The sequence below is a fragment of the Paenibacillus cellulosilyticus genome (assembly GCF_003182255.1).
Lineage (GTDB): Bacteria > Bacillota > Bacilli > Paenibacillales > Paenibacillaceae > Paenibacillus_T > Paenibacillus_T cellulosilyticus.
The window spans coordinates 194,091-214,385 of sequence record NZ_QGTQ01000004.1; the positions used below are offsets into that span (position 1 = coordinate 194,091).

The 20,295-nt window shown below is 49.6% G+C and carries 21 protein-coding genes; 1 reads left to right on the forward strand and 20 read right to left on the reverse strand.

The window, feature by feature from the left end; all coding sequences use genetic code 11:
- Positions 1-31 precede the first annotated feature (31 nt).
- The 4 genes from DFQ01_RS08485 to lpdA all read right to left on the reverse strand — a co-directional run bounded on the left by DFQ01_RS08485 (position 32) and on the right by lpdA (position 5,028).
- Complete coding sequence (locus DFQ01_RS08485) at positions 32-1,345, reverse strand: dihydrolipoamide acetyltransferase family protein (RefSeq protein ID WP_110043469.1); 1,314 nt, start codon at positions 1,343-1,345, stop codon at positions 32-34.
- A gap of 53 nt (positions 1,346-1,398) precedes the next feature.
- Positions 1,399-2,385: an alpha-ketoacid dehydrogenase subunit beta gene (locus DFQ01_RS08490; RefSeq protein ID WP_110043470.1), complete on the reverse strand. Its 987-nt coding sequence runs from the start codon at positions 2,383-2,385 to the stop codon at positions 1,399-1,401.
- Complete coding sequence (locus tag DFQ01_RS08495; RefSeq protein ID WP_110043471.1) at positions 2,386-3,417, reverse strand: thiamine pyrophosphate-dependent dehydrogenase E1 component subunit alpha; 1,032 nt, start codon at positions 3,415-3,417, stop codon at positions 2,386-2,388.
- Between the two features lie 183 nt (positions 3,418-3,600).
- The gene (gene lpdA / locus DFQ01_RS08500) at positions 3,601-5,028 is read right to left on the reverse strand and encodes a dihydrolipoyl dehydrogenase (RefSeq protein ID WP_110043472.1); all 1,428 of its coding nucleotides are present in this window, start codon (positions 5,026-5,028) and stop codon (positions 3,601-3,603) included.
- Between the two features lie 172 nt (positions 5,029-5,200).
- Between lpdA and DFQ01_RS08505 the strand changes: the two genes are divergently transcribed.
- The gene (locus DFQ01_RS08505) at positions 5,201-5,518 is read left to right on the forward strand and encodes a DUF2627 domain-containing protein (protein ID WP_110043473.1); all 318 of its coding nucleotides are present in this window, start codon (positions 5,201-5,203) and stop codon (positions 5,516-5,518) included.
- A gap of 72 nt (positions 5,519-5,590) precedes the next feature.
- On the opposite strand, the gene DFQ01_RS08510 is transcribed toward DFQ01_RS08505, so the two are convergent.
- The 16 genes from DFQ01_RS08510 to DFQ01_RS08585 all read right to left on the reverse strand — a co-directional run bounded on the left by DFQ01_RS08510 (position 5,591) and on the right by DFQ01_RS08585 (position 20,224).
- Positions 5,591-6,100: an Imm7 family immunity protein gene (locus tag DFQ01_RS08510; RefSeq protein WP_146216846.1), complete on the reverse strand. Its 510-nt coding sequence runs from the start codon at positions 6,098-6,100 to the stop codon at positions 5,591-5,593.
- A 22-nt stretch (positions 6,101-6,122) separates the two neighbouring features.
- A complete protein-coding gene (gene spo0A, locus DFQ01_RS08515) occupies positions 6,123-6,938 on the reverse strand; it encodes a sporulation transcription factor Spo0A (RefSeq protein ID WP_110043475.1) in 816 nt (271 codons plus the stop codon).
- A gap of 276 nt (positions 6,939-7,214) precedes the next feature.
- Entirely contained in the window at positions 7,215-8,540 is a 1,326-nt protein-coding gene (gene spoIVB / locus DFQ01_RS08520) for a SpoIVB peptidase (RefSeq protein ID WP_174812746.1), read from the reverse strand.
- A 124-nt stretch (positions 8,541-8,664) separates the two neighbouring features.
- A complete protein-coding gene (gene recN, locus DFQ01_RS08525) occupies positions 8,665-10,383 on the reverse strand; it encodes a DNA repair protein RecN (protein WP_110043477.1) in 1,719 nt (572 codons plus the stop codon).
- Between the two features lie 42 nt (positions 10,384-10,425).
- Positions 10,426-10,890 carry a transcriptional regulator AhrC/ArgR gene (ahrC, locus tag DFQ01_RS08530; RefSeq protein WP_110043478.1) on the reverse strand — a complete coding sequence of 155 codons (465 nt, stop codon included), beginning with the start codon at positions 10,888-10,890 and terminating at the stop codon, positions 10,426-10,428.
- 20 nt (positions 10,891-10,910) lie between these two features.
- Positions 10,911-11,438: a hypothetical protein gene (locus DFQ01_RS08535; RefSeq protein WP_245946577.1), complete on the reverse strand. Its 528-nt coding sequence runs from the start codon at positions 11,436-11,438 to the stop codon at positions 10,911-10,913.
- Between the two features lie 227 nt (positions 11,439-11,665).
- A complete protein-coding gene (locus DFQ01_RS08540; RefSeq protein ID WP_174812644.1) occupies positions 11,666-12,511 on the reverse strand; it encodes a TlyA family RNA methyltransferase in 846 nt (281 codons plus the stop codon).
- A 31-nt stretch (positions 12,512-12,542) separates the two neighbouring features.
- Entirely contained in the window at positions 12,543-14,438 is a 1,896-nt protein-coding gene (gene dxs, locus DFQ01_RS08545) for a 1-deoxy-D-xylulose-5-phosphate synthase (protein ID WP_110043480.1), read from the reverse strand.
- Positions 14,439-14,517: 79 nt separating this feature from the next.
- A complete protein-coding gene (locus tag DFQ01_RS08550) occupies positions 14,518-15,432 on the reverse strand; it encodes a polyprenyl synthetase family protein (protein WP_245946578.1) in 915 nt (304 codons plus the stop codon).
- A 4-nt stretch (positions 15,433-15,436) separates the two neighbouring features.
- Positions 15,437-15,685 carry an exodeoxyribonuclease VII small subunit gene (xseB, locus tag DFQ01_RS08555; RefSeq protein WP_110043482.1) on the reverse strand — a complete coding sequence of 83 codons (249 nt, stop codon included), beginning with the start codon at positions 15,683-15,685 and terminating at the stop codon, positions 15,437-15,439.
- A complete protein-coding gene (xseA, locus tag DFQ01_RS08560; protein ID WP_110043483.1) occupies positions 15,672-17,039 on the reverse strand; it encodes an exodeoxyribonuclease VII large subunit in 1,368 nt (455 codons plus the stop codon). Before xseA ends, xseB begins: the two co-directional genes overlap by 14 nt.
- A gap of 5 nt (positions 17,040-17,044) precedes the next feature.
- The gene (gene folD, locus DFQ01_RS08565; RefSeq protein ID WP_110043484.1) at positions 17,045-17,902 is read right to left on the reverse strand and encodes a bifunctional methylenetetrahydrofolate dehydrogenase/methenyltetrahydrofolate cyclohydrolase FolD; all 858 of its coding nucleotides are present in this window, start codon (positions 17,900-17,902) and stop codon (positions 17,045-17,047) included.
- A 37-nt stretch (positions 17,903-17,939) separates the two neighbouring features.
- Complete coding sequence (gene nusB, locus DFQ01_RS08570) at positions 17,940-18,392, reverse strand: transcription antitermination factor NusB (RefSeq protein WP_110043485.1); 453 nt, start codon at positions 18,390-18,392, stop codon at positions 17,940-17,942.
- A gap of 394 nt (positions 18,393-18,786) precedes the next feature.
- Positions 18,787-19,026, reverse strand: a complete 240-nt coding sequence (locus DFQ01_RS08575; RefSeq protein ID WP_110043486.1) for a DUF2273 domain-containing protein — start codon at positions 19,024-19,026, stop codon at positions 18,787-18,789.
- A 15-nt stretch (positions 19,027-19,041) separates the two neighbouring features.
- Positions 19,042-19,602: an alkaline shock response membrane anchor protein AmaP gene (amaP, locus tag DFQ01_RS08580; protein ID WP_110043487.1), complete on the reverse strand. Its 561-nt coding sequence runs from the start codon at positions 19,600-19,602 to the stop codon at positions 19,042-19,044.
- A gap of 214 nt (positions 19,603-19,816) precedes the next feature.
- Positions 19,817-20,224, reverse strand: coding sequence for an Asp23/Gls24 family envelope stress response protein (locus DFQ01_RS08585; protein ID WP_110043578.1), 408 nt, complete (start codon positions 20,222-20,224; stop codon positions 19,817-19,819).
- Between the last annotated feature and the right edge of the window lie 71 nt (positions 20,225-20,295).

Genomic DNA, 20,295 nt, shown 5'->3' on the forward strand with positions numbered 1-20,295 from the left:
CATTTCATATTGCCGGATAACCGGCTGCAATTTAATATAGCTTCGTATCGATCGAGAAGCTCTCCAGATTCTCTTTGACCCGCTGCAGGAATCGTCCGCAGATGACGCCGTCGAGAATACGATGATCAAGGGACAAGCACATATTAGCCATCGAACGAACGCCAATCATATCGTTGATAACGACTGGCCGCTTGACGATCGATTCGAACGTCAGGTTAACCGCTTGTGGATAGACGATCGTCGGATATGACAGAATCGATCCGAACGAACCCGTATTGTTGACGGTCAGCGTACCGCCGCTCATATCAGAGAGCGTCAGCTTGCCTTCGCGGCCACGGCGTGCCAAATCGTCGATCTCGTGGGCGATACCGGCGATATTTTTCTGATCGGCATTCTTAATAACCGGAGTTGCGACCGAATCTTCTGTACCAACAGCCAGCGAAATGTTGATGTCACGCTTGACGATAATTTTATCCGTTGCCCACGTCGAGTTGATGATTGGGTAGTCCTTCACCGCATTGACGACCGCTTTGAGCACGAATGCCAGATACGTCAAATTCACGCCCTCACGCTTCTTGAACTCGTCCTTCAGCTTGTTACGAAGCTGTACAAGGTTCGTCACATCGACCTCGATCATCATCCAAGCGTGCGGAATTTCCGTTACACTCTGCTTCACGTTGCGAGCAATCGCATTGCGAATAGGCGTAATGTCGATAAAGTACTCCCCGCGTCCAGGAATCTCGGATTCCACCTCGATCTGAGGGATGCGAGGCGTCTCAGACAAGTGCAGACCTGTTGTGCGCAGAGGCGCTTTTTCCGTCTTCACCGTAGCATCCTTGACCGCTTCTGCCGCAACCGTCGCTTTCGGCTGGCCTGAAGCTGCATAAGCAAGTACGTCCTTGCGCGTTACGCGTCCACCAAGTCCCGTACCGCGAACCAACTGCAGGTCTACGCCATGCTCCGCTGCAATCCGTTGTACCGCTGGTGAGTAACGTCCGCGCATATCGCCCTCTACAGGGATATCCGATTCTTCCCCAGCAGCTGGCTGCGTGCTTGCAGCTGAAGTTACAGGTGCAGTCGAGCCTGCGCCAGCCGATTCATCAATCGCCTCAATGACGCAGATCGGAGCCCCTACAGGAACATCTTCGCCATCCTTCGCCAAGATGGATACAAGTCTGCCTTCAACCGTAGAAGGAATTTCTGCATTTACTTTATTCGTAATGACTTCACAGATCGGTTCATACATGCTGATCGTATCGCCGGGCTGCTTAAGCCACCGATCAATAGTCGCCGATACTAGCGATTCCGCCAGCTTCGGCATGACGATCTCCGTCAACGTCTTCATGCCTATTCGTCTCCCATCGGGCCCGCTGCCCATTTCTTAACAGTGAACAACCTCTAATACAAGGCTAGCTGGCGCATGGCGTCCTTCACTTTGCCCTTGTTCAGCATAAAAAATTTCTCGCCCGGCGGGTTGATCGGCATTGCCGGCACATCCGGACCACAGACACGCATGATCGGCGCGTCAAGATCGTAGAGCAGCTCTTCTGCAATAATGGCCGCAACTTCAGCACCGATGCCGCCAGTCTTATTGTCTTCGTGTACAATCATGACTTTACCCGTACGGCGGACAGCTTCAACGATGGATTCTTTGTCCAGCGGCTGCAGCGTGCGCAGGTCAAGAATGTGAGCGCTGATGCCTTCTTCCTCTTGAAGCTCGGCAGCAGCCTCTAGTGCGAAGTGCAACGGCAGGCTGTAAGAGATGACGGTGATATCATCGCCTTCGCGCAGCACATTCGCCTTGCCGATCTCGACCGTATAGTCCGTCTCCGGCACGTCGCCTGTGATGAGCGTATAGCATTTTTTATTTTCAAAGAAAAGGACAGGATCTGGATCGCGAACAGCCGCCTTGAGCAAGCCCTTCGCATCATAAGGTGTGAACGGTGCAACAATCTTCAAACCTGGCGTTCCGAAGAAGACCGATTCCGGACATTGCGAGTGATATAAGCCGCCGAAAATGCCCCCGCCAATTGGTGCACGAATGACGACCGGACAACTCCAGTCGTTGTTGGAACGGTAACGGATCTTAGCCGCTTCGCTAATGATCTGGTTCGCAGCCGGGAACATGAAGTCCGAATATTGCATCTCTGCAATTGGCTTCATTCCGTACATAGCCGCACCGATCGCAACACCAGCGATAGCAGATTCAGACAGCGGCGTATCAAGAACGCGATGCTCGCCGAATTGCTGTTGAAGTCCTTTCGTCGTCGTAAATACGCCGCCCTTCAGGCCCACGTCTTCACCGAGGACGAATACATTCTCATCCCGCTCCATCTCTTCTCGCATGGCGAGACGCAGCGCTTCGATATACTCCATAACTGGCATCTATGCGCGCCCCCCTTCCGAATCTCCGTCGTATACGTGCAATAAAGTGCTCTCTGGTGTAGGGAATGGCGCCTTGTCGCCGTAATTCGTCGCATCATCAATGATGGCACGAAGCTCGGCGTTCAATTGCATGTCCTGCTCCTCCGACCAAATGCCTGCATCGATCAAGTACTGCTTATATTTTGGAATACCGTCCTTCGCACGGTTCTCTTCCACTTCTTCCTTCGTCCGATAGGCAAGGTCATTGTCTGAAGTGGAATGCGGCGACAGACGATACATCATCGCTTCAATTAGCGTCGGGCCTTCACCCTTAAGCGCACGTTCACGCGCATCCTTCACAACCTGGTATACTTCAAGCGGATCATTGCCATCCACTCGAACACCTGGGAATCCGTAGCCGGCAGCACGATCAACAATTCTGCCGCCAATCTGCTTATGGATCGGAACCGAGATCGCGTATTGGTTATTCTCGCACATAATAATAACCGGCAATTTATGTACCCCTGCAAAGTTACAACCTTCGTGGAAATCACCTTGGTTGCTCGAACCTTCACCAAACGTAACGAAGCTAACGAGCTTCTCGCCCTTCATCTTTGCGGCCAGTGCGATACCAACTGCATGTGGCACTTGTGTTGTTACCGGACTGGAGCCCGTCACGATCCGAAGGCGCTTATGGCCGAAGTGACCAGGCATTTGTCGACCGCCGCTGTTCGGGTCTTCTGCTTTCGCGAATACCGACAGCATCAACTCGCGTACCGTCATTCCGACACTAAGTACAAGTCCGTAATCACGGTAATATGGCAGATAGTAATCGACGTCACGGTCAAGCGCAAAGCCAGCCGCTACTTGCGCTGCTTCTTGGCCAATGCCCGAAACGTGGAAGTTGATCTTACCAGCGCGCTGCAGGAGCAGTACGCGTTCGTCGAATCTGCGTGCAAGCAGCATCGTGCGATACATATCAATCGCTTGGTCATCTGTCAGGCCTACTTCATGATGGCGCGACATACGAGGTTTGGATTCCATCTCGTTCATGCAGCTACCCCTCCTTAGCGCTCTTACCGAACGCATTGCTTATCAAATAAATAACCATAGTTAGAAGTATTAAAACCAGGTACTAATACTAGATCATATATATTATAACCGTTCTTCTGCAAAAAGGGAAACGGCTTGCACGATATGCTAGCCGATTCCCTTCATCTCAATTAAAATATGGATTTAGAACGCTGTCGATAAGCCATCCAGCGCCAGCATGGCTTCGCCAAGCGCCTCCGACAGCGTCGGATGCGGATGAATCGATTGGCCGATTTCCCATGGCGTAGCGTCCAGCAGCTGGGCAAGCGTTGCTTCTGCAATAAGATCTGTTGCATGAAGACCAATAATATGGACGCCTACGATATCGTTCGTATCAGCATCTGCGATCACTTTCACGAAGCCTTCCGTCTCGCCTGCGACAATCGCTTTGCCAATGGCTCCGAACGGCAGCTTTGCCGTCTTCGTTTGAATGCCTTTCTCCTTCGCTTGACGCTCCGTATAGCCAACAGAAGCAATTTCTGGCCGAGAATAAACACAGCGAGGAATGCGATGAGCTGCGACCGTTTCCGGCTTGCCGCCATTCAGATGGTCAACCGCGGCAAGACCTTCATGGGCAGCCGCATGCGCGAGCTGAACGCCGCCGATAACGTCACCAATCGCATAAATATGGCGTTCGTTCGTCTGGTAGCTCGCATTCGTCGAGATAAAGCCGTTTTCTGTGCGGATATCCGTGTTTTCCAAACCAAGGCCTTCCGTATTCGGAACACGTCCAACACTAACGAGCATGCAAGCCGCAGTAAGCTGAATATCACCCTCAGCGCTGCCTGCTGTGATGCTGACGCCTTCGCTGCTTCCTGTATATGTATCGGGACGTACGGAAGCGCCTGTCACAATTTGCACGCCGCGCTTGCGGAACAAACGCGTCATCTCACGCGAAATGTCTTCATCTTCCGTTGGCAGAATCCGATCCGCTGCTTCTACGATCGTCACTTCAACGCCGAAGTCATTGAGCAATGATGCCCATTCTACGCCAATTACGCCGCCGCCTACGATTAGAATCGAGGCTGGGAGCTTCTCCATCACAAGCGCATCATCGCTCGTAAGGATGAGCTTGCCATCTGCTTCAAGACCTGAAATTTGACGAGGACGCGAGCCTGTTGCAATGATCAGATGCTTCGAAACAACCGATTCCATCTCACCATCTGCAAGCTCGACAGCAACCGTACCCGCACGCGGCGAGAAGATGGAAGGCCCGATGATACGTCCTTTTCCCTTCACAATCGTAATGCCATGCTTAGCCATCAGCGACTGTAACCCGCCGTGCAGCTGCTCGACAGTCTGTTCTTTTCGATTTTGAACACGATCGAAGTTAACGGTGACTGCATTCTCTTCTACGTCAATGCCATATGTACTTGCTTTCAGCAGCGTCGCATAAACCTCTGCGCTGCGAAGCAGTGATTTGCTAGGTATGCAGCCCTTATGGAGACATGTGCCCCCGAGCTTGTCCATTTCGATAATGGCCGTCCGCTTGCCAAGCTGAGCAGCACGAATCGCTGCTGTATATCCGCCTGGTCCGCCACCGAGTACGGCTACATCTACTTCAATTGCCATCTACCCAAACACCCTCTCCTGATCTGCCGACCTGCTTGGTCTATGCATTCTATTGTACAATTTTTCTGCAAAGATTACATGCCTCAATCCCAAAATAGACAGTAGAAACATGTTCATGTATGATTAATAGTGATCATGGCATTATCTTCATAATGAGAGGAAAAATAACGACATGAAAGCACAACCCAGTGTTATCGCAGCCCGCTTCATCGCGATTTTGCTGCTTGTCATCCCCGGCCTATTGGCAACCTACGGCTTCCTGCGTATGAAGGATGCCTTGTACGACTATTTCGTATCTTATGGTGATGAAGTAAACGCGCCGTCCTTTGCATGGCTTACGTTCATTATTGGCTTCATACTCTTTGCGATCGGGGTCGGCTTTATCGGCGGCTGGATCTTCTTCCGAGACCGCAAACATAACTATGTTGCACCTCGATTCCGTCAAAAACGCTCACGCCCGCCAAAACCAACGACGCGTCCGGGCTCCTAAGTGAATAGCATGAAGAGACAAGCCCAACCCGTTAATGCTGGTTGGGCTTATTTTAATTATACGATCGGTGAACTAGCACTCATCTGCAACTACCGGAATGATCGGAGACAGGAATGGATCGTCTCGTTCCTTCACACATCCTCGGGCAAGAACAAACACTCGAAATACATTAGAGAGCTGCTCGTTCACATCATTATAAACATAGAGCAAACCGTATGAACCAGGTGCCATTACGCCAATGGTCTGCATAATTTCGACCGGATCATACTTGGATGTTGGTTCATGATTGTTCAGCCCCGACAGCCACAGATGATATTGCCTATTTATAGCTTTCAATTCAAGTACATCAGTATTTGGTTTTAAAAGCTCAACATACTGGGTCACGCGATCATAAATCGAAGATGCGCCGCTTCCTTCTTCACCCGGACTATCTAAGATGACTGCCCAGCCGTGAAATTCGAACATCAATATTCCCACCTTCCACCCTTCCATGATAGGCAAATCAAAAAGACTATATTCCATCATAAAGTGAAGATGAAATACAAAAACCACTTGAGTCATGAACTCAAGTGGTCTGTTCAATTGTGATTCCTTGATAAAAAAATTAGCTCACTTTATGCTCAATGCGCAGCTTGTCAGCAACCATCGCAATGAATTCGGAGTTCGTTGGTTTCGATTTACTGATGTTGATTGTGTATCCAAACAAATGGCTGATGCTATCGATATTGCCGCGCGTCCAAGCAACTTCGATCGCATGGCGAATGGCGCGTTCTACACGGGAAGGCGTCGTTTTGAATTTCTCGGCAATTGCAGGATAGAGCGTTTTCGTAATTGCACCCAAAATTTCAATATTGTTATAAACCATTGTAATCGCTTCACGCAAATATTGATAACCTTTAATATGTGCTGGAACGCCGATTTCGTGAATAATGCTCGTAATGTTTGCATCCAGGTTTTTGCCTTTGGCAATTGGAACAACATTCGATTTCGTCGAAATGGAAGAGGAACTTGTATAAGATGTCGGTGTAACGACGTTACTATTAACAACAAGCTGACGAATACGATTCGCAAGGATCTCCATATCGAATGGTTTGAGAATATAATAAGAAGCGCCTAATTGTACGGCTTTTTGTGTAATGTTTTCTTGACCAAATGCAGTTAACATAATGATTTTTGGCATTGGCGTAGGATTGATTTCTCTTAAACGTTCTAATACACCCAAACCATCAAGATGTGGCATAATAATATCAAGGATGAGTACATCAGGCATTCTTCTTGTATCTTCAAGTAATTGAATAACTTCTTCTCCGTTATAAGCGATACCTGTTACAACCATATCATTTTGTTCAGCAATGTATTCAGACAATAAATTAGTAAATTCCCGATTGTCATCGGCTAACAATACTTCAATCTTACTCACAATATAGCCTCCCTTGATATTAAATCCATTTTTTCGATATTGGTTTCTGTATGATAGGTTCGGCTGTCCTTTTGGTGTAACTATAGTTTTCGACAAAGCCGTTTGAATTCCTTCTGTCGAAAATTATTTTTCTTTATTTTTTGATTGAGTTCATTTATAATGAATAATTTAATACAAAAAGATCAATGATTCGTTTTCTTTCGACAAAAGTTAGCACCATTCCATTGCGGAAATATTAACAAACTACATCTAAACGACAAAAAAATCTCGAGGCCATTAAACGGCTTCGAGATTTTGTTTTGCTGATTTGAGCAATACACCTGCATCTTGCAGCATCCATTCAATAAAACAGCCATAGCCACTCGTTGGATCGTTTACGAAAACGTGAGTCACAGCGCCAACAAGCTTACCATTTTGCAAAATCGGACTACCAGACATCCCTTGAACAATACCGCCGGTGCGCTCCAACAATCGTTTATCCGTAATTCGAATGACCATTCCTTTTGTAGCAGGAACCGATTGTTTCGTTACATGGACGATTTCGATATGGAAACGCTCCACCTTTTGCCCGTCGATGACAGTCCAAATCTCTGCTGGCCCTTCCTTTACTTCCTCTGCAAAAGCAACCGGAACGCGACGATTATCATAACCATGATCAGGTTGGTCCGTCATGCCGCCGAAAATCCCGAAAGGTGTGTTTCGCTTGATATTCCCTAATATTTTGCTCTGCTTCACAAACTCCGCACGTTTCTCACCAGGCTCACCATTCTGACTCTTATTAATGGAACGTACGTTGGACTGCAAAATCTGTCCTTCACCGACTTCAATAGGCTGTTGCGTATCCATATCCGTAATGACATGTCCTAAAGCACCGTATACGCCTTGATCAGGTGCATAGAACGTCAACGTACCAACACCAGCCGCGGAGTCTCGAATATAAAGACCCAAACGCCAGGACTTATCCTCTGCATCAAAGGCGGGCATGAGCTGCCGCCCAATCATTTTACCTGAACGCTTAATGCTTAATTGAAGGGGGCGTTTCGACTCACCAGACTGCTCAATTACAGAAGCCAGCTTATGAACATCATTCATTGCCACACCATCAACCTTCGTAATGAGGTCGCCAAGATGGATATCCGCATTCTCACCAGGGGACACCTTCTTGCCATCCTCACCCTTCACGAGATGATGACCGACGACCATAATTCCTGCAGCTTTCACTTTGACCCCGATTGTCTGTCCACCAGGTATAACGTGCAGATCAGGGACGACGTTCACTTTCACGGTTTTAAACGGAATTTTACCGAATAATTTCAGGGACATTTCCGTCATACCGGCTTTACTTGACTGAAGCGACAACGGCTGGTTGAGATTGACGGAGGTGGAACGAGTAGTCGATCCATTCACTTGCAGCATCGCCGGGTCGACTGTAATCTTTGCATGAACCGGTACACCATAATCCAGACGTTTGGGCTGACCAGAGAATAATCGCAATTCATCAGGGAAAGCGGCCAAATGCTGAATAGGGGTAGATGTCCCGATTATGCAAACGAAGAAAACGAGGACAAGACCAAACCATCGCTTCCGTTGGATGGAGTTCAATGATTTCACGCTCCCTGTTGTTCCATCGCTTGTCGTGATGAAGGCTTATCGCCAATGGCGTACCTATAAGGTAACCTTGCCCCGTTTCTTTTATGTCCCGCAAATCCTTCCCTGTCTGGTTTGATTACGCGCCCTTGCGTTGTACCGCCAAGTCAAGCATTTCCTGCGCATGGTGACGTGTTTTCTCGGTTACTTCAACACCGCCAAGCATCCGAGCAAGCTCTTCGATGCGGCCAGTCAGAGACAACTCCGTAACGGACGTACGCGTACGGCTCTCGATAACGGATTTATGAATTTCGTAATGATGATCCGCCATGCAAGCAACCTGCGGCAAGTGAGTAATGGAGAATACCTGACAGCCGTTCGACAGGAGGGACATCTTCTCAGCGATGGACTGAGCTGCACGACCGCTTACGCCTGTGTCAACCTCATCGAAGATAAGAACAGGAATTTGATCGATCGCAGCAAAGATGCTCTTCAAGGCAAGCATGATACGCGACATCTCACCGCCCGAAGCGATCTTCGCCAGCGGCTTCAATGGCTCGCCCGGGTTCGGTGCAAGCAGGAATACCGCTTCATCCATTCCGTTAATACTGAGCTTCGGCTCAACATCTTCTTGCTCGAGCTGCTCACCGCCAATAGGGCCAATGACGACACGGAACATCGTCCCACCCATTTGAAGCTGCTGCAATTCGGCCTCAACAGCGGAAGACAGTCGGCTGGATGCATGTTTGCGTAGAGCCGTTAATTCGTAAGCCAGCACCAACGCTTCCTTATACAGTCGCTGCTCCTCTTCACGAAGCTGTTGCAGCCGCTCATCGCGATTCTCCAGCCATTCGCATTCGGTCTTAATTTTATTGTAATAAACAAGTATTTCCTCGATGGACTCTCCATATTTGCGCTTCAGGTGATGGATCGTATTCAAACGATCATCAATCCATGCCAGACGCTCTGGATCAGACTCAATGTTATCGCGATAATCCCGCAGCGAGAACACAGCATCTTCCGCTTGGTAGAAGGCAGATTGCAGCTGTTCCAGCATCGGAGCAATGGCAGCTTTATCGAAGGAGCAAATGTCCTCCAGCTTCGATACTGCCTTGCCGATTGCATCAAGCCCCTGTGGTCCATACAGTAATTCATACGCCTCGGCCGCATTACCTCGCAGACGCTCTGCATAGGTTAGCTTTCGTTTCTCTTCTGCTAACGATTCATCCTCGCCGCGCTGCAGCTGTGCAGTTGCAATCTCCTCCAACTGAAAGCGATACAGATCCAGCATCTGCAGCTGCCGCTTTGATGTCTCCTCCAGCTCACGAAGCGCAGACTTAGCTGATTCGTATTGCTTATATAATGAAGCGTAAGCCTTCTTCCGTTCACCTAGCGGCTCTCCTGCATAAGCATCCAACCAATCAAGATGCTTGTCCGAACGGAGAAGCGATTGATGTTCATGTTGTCCATGAATGTTAACGAGGCATTCTCCTGCTTCACGGAGCATCGATAAATTAACGGTCTGACCGTTAATACGGCTCACGCTCTTACCCTGCGCATTCAACTCACGGCGAATAACGAGCAGCTCTTCCGACGAAGCCGTTAAGCCGTTACGAGCGAGCACTTCCCATACCGGGTGATTGAATGGCATATCGAATACTGCCTCAATCTCACTTCGATCACAGCCGTGGCGAACGAGCTCTGCTTGACCACGTCCACCAACGACGAGGCTGAGCGCATCGATTAGAATCGATTTACCCGCACCTGTCTCACCCGTTAACACATGAAATCCATCATGGAAAGAAACCGTTACGTCTTCAATTACCGCCAGATTACGAATTGACAATTCGCGAAGCACGAGAATTCCTCCTTAGCATTCACTCTAGTTACATCTATATCCTCAACTTTGTGTACCTTCTAACAAGCTGAGCAGCCGTTCTGTCACTTCACCGCTCTGCTCCTTCGTGCGACAGATGATTAGAATCGTATCATCACCGCAGATCGTTCCCATAACTTCTGTCCACTCCATATTATCGATAAGCGCACCAAGTGTATTGGCTGTACCAGGTGAACATTTCATTACGACAAGGTTGTCGGTGTAATCGATATGAGTGAAGTGATCAATGAGCGATCGCTTCAGCTTATGGATCGGGTTACTTAGACGATTGTCCCCTGGCAGTGAGTATTGATATCGCCCATCACCAGTTGGCACCTTGATCAATTGCAATTCCTTCATATCTCTGGACACCGTTGCCTGTGTCACCTGCAGTCCTGCGGCTCGCAACGCCTCAACCAGCTCGTCCTGCGTCTCAATCACTTGCTTCCCAATAATATCTCTAATTCTGAAATGTCGAAGTCCCTTCATTATCCCTGTTCCTCCTGCTATCACTCTCTGTCGTATACGCCGATATTGAACGTAATCTGATGAACCGTTCCATCGGTCGTATCTACATACAATACGCCACTGCTCTCAGGCAGTAATAAAGCATAAACCATTAGCCGATCCCGTATGCCGCTGCCCGTCCATTCCATCGGTTGACGTTCTCGGGAGCACTTCACTACATACATCTTTCCATCCCGTTCTGCGATGTAGTCAATGTACAGCCGAGAATGAAGCTTGTTCCCATTCCAGCCTATCTGAATTGGAACGCGATGCTTCCCAGAGGAGACGATATAGCCATTCGCTTCAAGAACCTGCACACCAGATTCATCCGCCGACCATTCGCCGCCTTTGCCTAGTCTCAACCGCTTCATGCCTGGAGGCGCATGCAGCCAATTGTATAAAGCGCGATATATCCATAAGAGCAACAACGACCCTGTCAGCAGCATTACAAACCAGTCGATAAATTGTTCCAATGGCGATTCCCCGCTTTCGTCTCGGTTCAAAGCCTCAGATAGGATTGTATCCAACAATCTCCATACCTGCTCGACTAACACATTCGAGGCGAACAACGTTGAATCCTGCTCTCAAAAACACGAACGCTTGTTTGGTAAACCTAGTGTATCAAATGAAGTATGCCCTGTAAAGCGAACAGTGTGAAATTTTTCTATCGCGGTCTACACTTCTTATGTGATCACAGAAAAAGGCATTTTTCGTAAAAGGCCCCCCGGCCGTTTCGAAAAATGCCTTTTTCTCCTGTCTACGCTTTACCAGCACGGAATGTCTGGCTTGCTTCCGCAACAAGCGCAGCTATACGGCTTTCGTCCGGCAATGCAGCCGCAGCAGCGGCTGATCCCTGCTCCCCGGTCCACAGCCAGTGAACGAGAAATTCAATATTGCCTTCTCCGCCTGTAATCGGCGAGAACGTAATGTCTTTGGCTTCAAATCCGAGATCCGCCGCAAATCCGAGTACCATGCGCAGCACTTCCTCATGAACGCTTGAGTCACGGACGACACCAGATTTGCCAACCTTCTCACGGCCCGCTTCGAACTGCGGCTTGATGAGTGCAGCTACTTCGCCGCCCTTCGCCAGCAAACCAGTGAGGGCAGGCAGGATCAGCTTCAATGAAATAAATGAAACGTCGATGGACGCAAACGTCGGCACCGGACCATCCAGATCACCTGGCTGCATATGCCTAAAATTCGTACGTTCCATAACGCGTACACGTTCATCGGATCGGAGCGAATAATCAAGCTGATTATAGCCCACATCAACCGCGTAAACGAGTGACGCACCATTCTGCAAAGCACAGTCCGTGAAACCACCTGTGGAAGCGCCAATGTCAAGCATGACACGACCTTCCATCTGGATGCCGAACTGACGCAGTGCTTTCTCCAGCTTCAAGCCACCGCGGCTGACATAAGGATGCGGCGCGCCCTTCACAGTGATCGTTACCGTTCGCGGTACTTTCATACCGCTCTTCTCCATCCGATCACCATCGACAAGGACGAGGCCAGCCATTACAGCGGCCTTCGCCTTCTCCCGGCTTTCATAAAATCCCTGCTCTACGAGCAGAACATCGATTCGTTCCTTCGTATTCGTCATGATTCTCCTTCGAATCCCATCCTACCGTTCATTATTGCCCTGTTGCCATCCGTGTCCGGCGCGGCATCATTGCTTTCGCATCAGCAGCTACACGCTCCGCTGTTAGTCCTGTCTCTGCACGCTGCTCTTTTACCGAGCCATGCTCAACGAACACGTCAGGAACACCGATAATACGGACGTTCACGCCGAAAATCTGCTCCTGCGAGTAAAATTCCATCACTGCGCTGCCGAGACCGCCAAGCTCAGAGCCTTCCTCCAGCACGATGATCTGCATCCCATCGTCAGCAAGGGAGCGAAGCATAGCCTCATCAAGCGGCTTGATAAAACGAGCGTTGATGATGCGCGGATTAATGCCTTCACGTTTCAACAGATCCGCTGCTTCTTCCGCGACACTGATCATCGGACCTATCGCAATAATGGCAACCTGCTCACCGCTGCGCAGCACTTCCCACGAACCGATCGGAATCGGCGTCATCTCCGCATCCATTGGAACACCAAGTCCATTCGTACGCGGATAACGAACAGCAATTGGACCATCATTGTAGTCGATTGCTGTCTTCATCATGTTGCGAAGTTCGTTCTCGTCCTTCGGCATCATCAGTACCAGATTAGGAACATGGCGCAGGAACGGAATGTCATATACGCCATGATGCGTCTCGCCATCCGCACCAACGAAACCAGCCCGGTCGATTGCGAACACGACATTCAGATTTTGACGGCAAATATCGTGAACGACTTGGTCGTATGCACGCTGCAAGAAGGTCGAATAAACGGCATAAACCGGCTTCATGCCTTCCATCGCAAGCGCAGCGGACATCGTTGCAGCATGCTGCTCCGCAATACCTACGTCAATCATCCTTTTCGGGAATCGGCCTGCGAATTTCATCAGACCAGAACCGCCCGGCATTGCAGGGGTTATCGCAATAATGCGTTCATCCTTCTCGGCCAATTCCATAAGCGCATCGGCAAACACATCTGTGTACATTGGCGGTCCAACAGCCTTCACCACTTGACCCGACTCGATCTTGTAAGGCGTAATGCCGTGCCACTTGAACGAGTCTGCTTCTGCTGGCGAGTAACCTTTGCCTTTGATCGTTACGACGTGAACGAGCACTGGTCCTTCCACCTGCGAAGCCTGTTTAATCACTTCCATGAGCGCTGGAATATCATGTCCATCGACAGGACCGAAATACGTCAGTCCAAACTGCTCGAACAAAATGCCGCTGACGAGTAAATATTTCAAGCTGTCTTTGAATCGCTCAGCCGTCTTGGCAATCTTACCGCCAATCGCTGGGATTTTGTTCAGCAGGCTGTTCAACTCTTCCTTCGCCTTCTGATAATGACGATCTGTACGGATTTTGCCGAGATAGTGATGCAATGCACCAACGTTAGGTGCGATCGACATTTCGTTGTCGTTAAGAATAACCATCAGGTTCTTCTTCTCGTGTCCGATATGGTTAAGCGCTTCGAGCGCCATACCGCCCGTCAGCGCACCGTCTCCGATAATTGCGACGACTTTGTTTGTTTCACCCTTCAGATCGCGCGCAAGCGCCATCCCCATCGCCGCAGACAACGAAGTGCTGCTATGGCCGGCTTCCCAAACATCATGCTCGCTCTCGGAACGCTTGACGAAACCGCAAAGTCCTTTGTACTTGCGGAGCGTATCGAACCGATCGCGTCTTCCTGTCAATATTTTGTGCACATAGGATTGATGACCCACGTCAAAAATAAACTTGTCAGTCGGACTATCAAATAAATAATGAAGCACCAAGGTCAACTCAACTACACCCAAATTCGGCGCGAGATGCCCCCCCGTCGATGATAGCTTCTCAATCAGAAACTGCCGAATTTCAGCAGCTAAAGTATCGAGCTCTGTCACGGATAGCTTCTTCAAGTCCTTAGGATCGTTAATATTGTCGAGCAGCACGGCGCTTTCCTCACTTTCGCTAAACAACCACTAGTTTTGTCGAACCATCGACTTTTACCCGTTTTTAACCCATTATAAATCAATGGTCGCGCTTCATCAAATAATCGGCGATACCGAATAGTCGTGCAGGCGCTTCGAGTTCAGCCTGGTTTAGCGCTTGTTTCGCAACATCAGTCAGTCGTTCGACCTCCATCTGGCTCTCTTCGAGACCAATCAAGAATGGATAGGTCACCTTGTGCTGCTCCACGTCACTATTCGTTTTCTTACCAAGCTTCGCTTCATCACCAATCAAATCCAGGATGTCATCTTGAATTTGGAAGGCGAGACCAAGCGCTGTGCCGAATTCCGTCACACGCTCTAATTGCTCTGCTGTTGCTCCGCCAATCCATGCACCCGCCCGCAGTGAGAAAACGATCAAATCGCTCGTTTTATGCTGATGGATGTATTTCAACTGCTCGATCGACGTAACCCCTTGTTCCCCAAGCATATCCGCAGCCTGACCACCTACCATGCCAGAAGCACCAGCAAGAACGGACAACTCTTCAACGATTTGCAATGCAATCTCAGCCGGAACCCCATTCACTCGTGCAGACTGCACAATGCTGTAAAAGGCGTGCGTAAGCAATGCATCTCCCGCCAATATCGCCATCGCTTCACCAAATACTTTATGATTCGTCAGCTTGCCGCGGCGATAATCATCATCATCCATCGCGGGAAGATCATCGTGGATCAATGAATACGTATGAATCATTTCGATCGCGCATGCCACCGGCATCGCTGCTTTAGCGGCAGCCGGATTTCGTTGAATCGCTTCGGCAGCTGCCAGCACGAGCACTGGACGCAAACGTTTACCACCTGCATCTACCGAATACCCCATCGATTCTCGAAGCTGTGCTGGAACATCCCAATTTGCAGGCAAGACCGACTTCAAAGCCGCTTCGACTTCGGCCGCAGTCTGACTGATATATTGTTGTGTTGTTAATGCCTCACTCAAAGCTCTATTCCCCTCGCTCCTCATTAGGATTAGCAAACGGCTTGCGCTGCACGCCTTGCTCCGTTTCTACGAGAAGCTCGATCTTACGTTCGACCAATTCCAGCTTGCTTCCGCACAGCTGCGACAGTCGCATCCCTTCTTGAAACAGCTCAATTGCCGTCTCCAGCGGAACATCGCCATTCTCCAGCTTCATGACGATCGTCTCCAGCTTCTCCATTGCTTCCTCGAACGACAGCTGATCATTCGCTTCCATCGTTCTGATCACCTCGCATCGACCAAATATGGCAATCTAATAATCCGTCCGTTAGCTTCACTCGTATCATATCACCTGGTTGAACCTCTTCTACTGAACGAATCAGCTTCTTCTCACTCTCGTCGTAGACAAGACTATAACCACGCGCCATTACTTTCAAAGGGCTAAGCGCATCAAGCTGGCGAATGGAAGCCGTTAACCCTAATTTGCGTTCCTTCAGCTGCGCTGCCATTGCCGCCTCAAGTCGTCTGCGCATCATCATACGCTTCTCTGAAGCTGATTGTACCGCATGGCCCGGGTGTTGTGCTGCCAGCACCGTGCGAAGCCGCTCTAGTCGTTCGCGTCCGCGCTCTGCTCTACGAACGGTTAGATGAGCAAGACGTTCCTGCAGTCGATCCAAACGCTCTGCTTGATCAAGCAGGTAACGCCGTGGATGGACGAAAAATGGTGATCGTCTCACGCGCTCCAGCCGATCACGAGACACTTTGACATACTGCCTGCCCGCTTGCACCAATCGTTGGTTGAGTCGTTCTACTTGACGATGAAGCTCACCCATATGCGGAACTGCCAGCTCTGCAGCAGCTGTCGGTGTAGCCGCTCGCAGGTCAGCAACGAAATCAGCAATCGTAAAATCTGTCTCATGGCCAACAGCAGAAATAACAGGGATAGCTGATGCTGCGATTGCTCTCGCTACTGCTTCTTCATTAAATGCCCACAGTTCTTCAAGCGATCCGCCGCCCCGCCCAACAATTAATACGTCCGTCTCTGCCATTCGGTTCATAAATTCAATCGCTCGAACAATCGAAGGCGCTGCACCTGCGCCTTGAACAAGCACAGGACAGACGATGATCGGAATAGACGGATGGCGCCGCTGCAGCGTAATTATTACGTCGCGTACAGCCGCGCCAGTCGGAGATGTAATGACACCAATCGCCCGCGGGAGGGACGGAATAGGACGTTTGCGCGATGTGTCAAACAGCCCTTCATTCTCCAGCTTCCGCTTCAGCTGTTCATAGGCCAAGTACAAACTGCCAATTCCGTCGGGCTGCATGGCCGTTACATAGAATTGATAGTTACCGTCGCGTTCATATACGGAAATGTTGCCCTGCGCAATCACTTTCGCGCCTTCCTTCGGAATGAATGGAAGGCCGCGATTGTGCGAGGCGAACATAATACATTTGATTCGGCTGTCGCTATCCTTCAGCGTAAAATACATATGACCGCTCGAATGATGGGTGAAATTCGAAATTTCACCACGAAGCCAGACATCGCCGAGCAGATTGTCTGCCTCCAGCTTCAGCTTAATGTATCGATTCAGTTCCTTGATCGAATAGATGCGAGGCTCTTTCGCCATTCACATCACCCGATTCCGTGTGCTTTCTTAGCTGCCTTCAGTGTATTGCTCATAAGCATAGTAATCGTCATCGGACCAACGCCGCCTGGTACAGGCGTGATCGCACCCGAAACCTCCAAGCAATCTTCATAGTCAACGTCGCCAGCAAGTTTGCCATCAGGGAGACGGTTGATACCTACGTCAATAACGACTGCTCCTGGTTTCACATACGAAGAATCGATAGCTTTCGCACGGCCGATTGCTGCCACGAGAATATCAGCTTGGGATGCGATTTCTTTCAGATTTGCCGTACGTGAGTGGCAGATCGTAACCGTTGCATTCTCGCGGAGGAGAAGCATTGCAACTGGTTTACCTACGATGTTGCTGCGGCCAATGACAACGGCATGTTTGCCCGCGATGTCCGTGCCTGCACGTTTGATCAGCTCAATAACACCCGCTGGCGTACATGGAAGCAAGCTGTCGTCGCCGATTACCAGGTTGCCGACGCTCTCTGGGTGGAAGCCGTCTACGTCTTTATCAACGCTGATGGCATCAATAACGGCCTTCTCGTTAATATGTTTAGGCAGTGGAAGCTGCACAAGGATACCATTAATCGTCGATTGCTCATTCAGCTTATGAATAAGCGCAAGCAGTTCTTCTTCACTCGTATCTGCACTCAGACGATGAACCTCCGAATAGAAACCGAGTTGAATGCACGCTTTCTCTTTGCTGCCAACGTACACTTTGGATGCCGGATCTTCACCAACGAGTACAACTGCGAGGCCCGGTACGACGCCTTGCTGACGAAGCTTGTCCGTCTCTGCTTTAACCTCTTCGCGAATCATATCCGAAATTGCTTTACCATTAATGATTTGTGCCGTCATGACTAACCGTCCTCCACCTTGTTTTGTTTATTTATATTTATTGATCTTGCTTGGAACTGTTAATTGCGCCAATAAGCTTACCAAGTACGCCGTTAACGAACTTGCCTGATTCATCGGTACCAAAATGCTTCGCAAGCTCAATCGCTTCATTGATCGCTGCTTTAGGCGGAACATCATCGCGGAATACCATCTCGTAGCATGCGAGACGCAGCACTTGACGGTCTACCCGGGAGAGACGATCTACCTGCCAGCCGGTCAAATGCTGCTGCAGCATCTCGTCAATCGCTTTCTTGCGCTCAACCACGCCCATTACAAGCTCACGTGTATATTCATTCACCTTAGCCGCTTCTGCCGGCTCTGCACCGAGCTCATTGTCGTGCTGGCGCGCTTCCTCCATCAGCATGTCAACTGCTTCTGCAGCTGTTACTTCATTCATTTCCATCTGGTACAAACTTTGTACCGCAATTTCCCGAGCCAATCTTCGCTTCATGGGGCCTCCTTCAAACTTCCGTCGTAAATCGGTCCATCGCCCGTTTACCTGTAACGTTAACTATCATGTGCATATATGAACATGAGAAAACCTCTGTCGAGGCCATTCGATTCGAACAAGGCCGCGTACAGAGGCAAATTATGAAAAAAACCTCTATCGAAGCCTAAACAAGATGAGCGACCGCGCCTAGAGGTAGATTTTATCGCCAATAAGAATTTGCACATTCGAGAAACTCGAAAGCCGCTGCATTCTCATATGGAGAAAATCTTGACGGCTTATGAATCAAGCCAGAGTCAAAGAGCATGTCGCTAGCGCGACCAAAACCTATGATCTCCTCCCTGCTCCGAACAGCGGCTTCAACGCCTGCTTCCGGAGTACGGAGGAGACCACAGAATTATCGGAATGGACGTTGTCGACTGAGCAGACGATCCACCCAATCTACCACCTTGCTCCATGGGAGCAGCGGGCCTTCGCCCTTATCCACCCGTTTGCCTAGCACAAAACCAACTGTTATTAGAAAAGCAAACACGAGCATGTCCCAAAAACCGACGATCAAATAAACGACGCCCAATAGAAATCCGGCGGCCGCTCCGGCTATTCTCCCTGGATACTCGTTCAGCCATTGCTTCCACATCGGGCTATCCCACCTCTATTCTACGCGGCTTTTGAATGCAGGAGCTTGTACTACATTCGCAACATATACCGAAACCCCAGCAACCGGGATGCCCGTAACCTCTTCAACATGTCCTTTAACGGAACGTTGAATCTCTTCCGTAAGAGCTGGGATAGACGAATCGCCGTCCACAACCGTACGAATGACGATATCTAGGCCAGCTTCCGAGATGCGGATACGTGCACGCAAATCCTTCAGGCCGCGATGCTTTGAAGCCGCTTTGAGTGCAAGGTTCTCAACCGTCTCCATCGAAATCCGAATGTCACCAAATTCATTGCGTTGATCGATAGACTGCGAGGTGTTTCCGCTGCGCTTCACCGATATGTAGAACAAGCGCAGGCTAATCAAGAACAGGACAACGCCTATAACCGCTCCAACGACTTGGATCCATTGCACATCATCGTAGAATTGCGATACAGCATCAATTGCTGTCTGCTCTGGAATCCAACGAAGGCTAATGCAGAACAGGCCGATCGAAGCTGCACCAATGACAATGCTGTACACGAAAAGCAATAGCTTGTCTATCATTCTGACCAACGTAAAGCCTCCTCTGGCATAACGGAATGAAAACCCCCTTGCGCGAGCGGACGCCCAATCACGAGGGGGTTTTTACAAATCCAAGAAGTATAAATTCTCACTTTATACTAGGCTTGAATTTCTCCGGAGTAAAACGCACTTCGCCGTTTGAAAGCGGCAGCAGACGTTTCACCTTGGTTCTTGCCAAACCGCGCAACTCACGCGATTCGTGCAACTATTTCACCCGCTGGTATATGTCTTCGTCATCCGTCTTCTCTACCGTTTTGAAATGTACGTCATGAATATGAACGTTCACTTCAACAACATGCAGCCCTGTCATCGACTCGATCGAGCGCTTGACGCTGCGCTGAATGTCCGACGCGACATCGGGTATGCGGTTGCCGAATTCGACAATGATCGAAACGTCCACAGCTGCTTCGCGCTGGCCGACTTCGACCTTCACACCTTTGGACAAGTTTTTCCGTCCTAGCAACTCAGCGATCCCGCCGACGAAGCCGCCGCTCATGCCGGCAACGCCTTCTACTTCTACAGTCGCCAATCCGGCGATGACCTCGATTACTTCAGGCGCGATTTGAATAGTCCCAATATCCGTCCGTTCGTAATCTGCAGCAATCGTACTCATGATCATCTGCACCTCCCTAAGATTCGAGCGCATCTCCGAGCCTCGTAAGCCGGAGGCTTATCCGCTTCTAA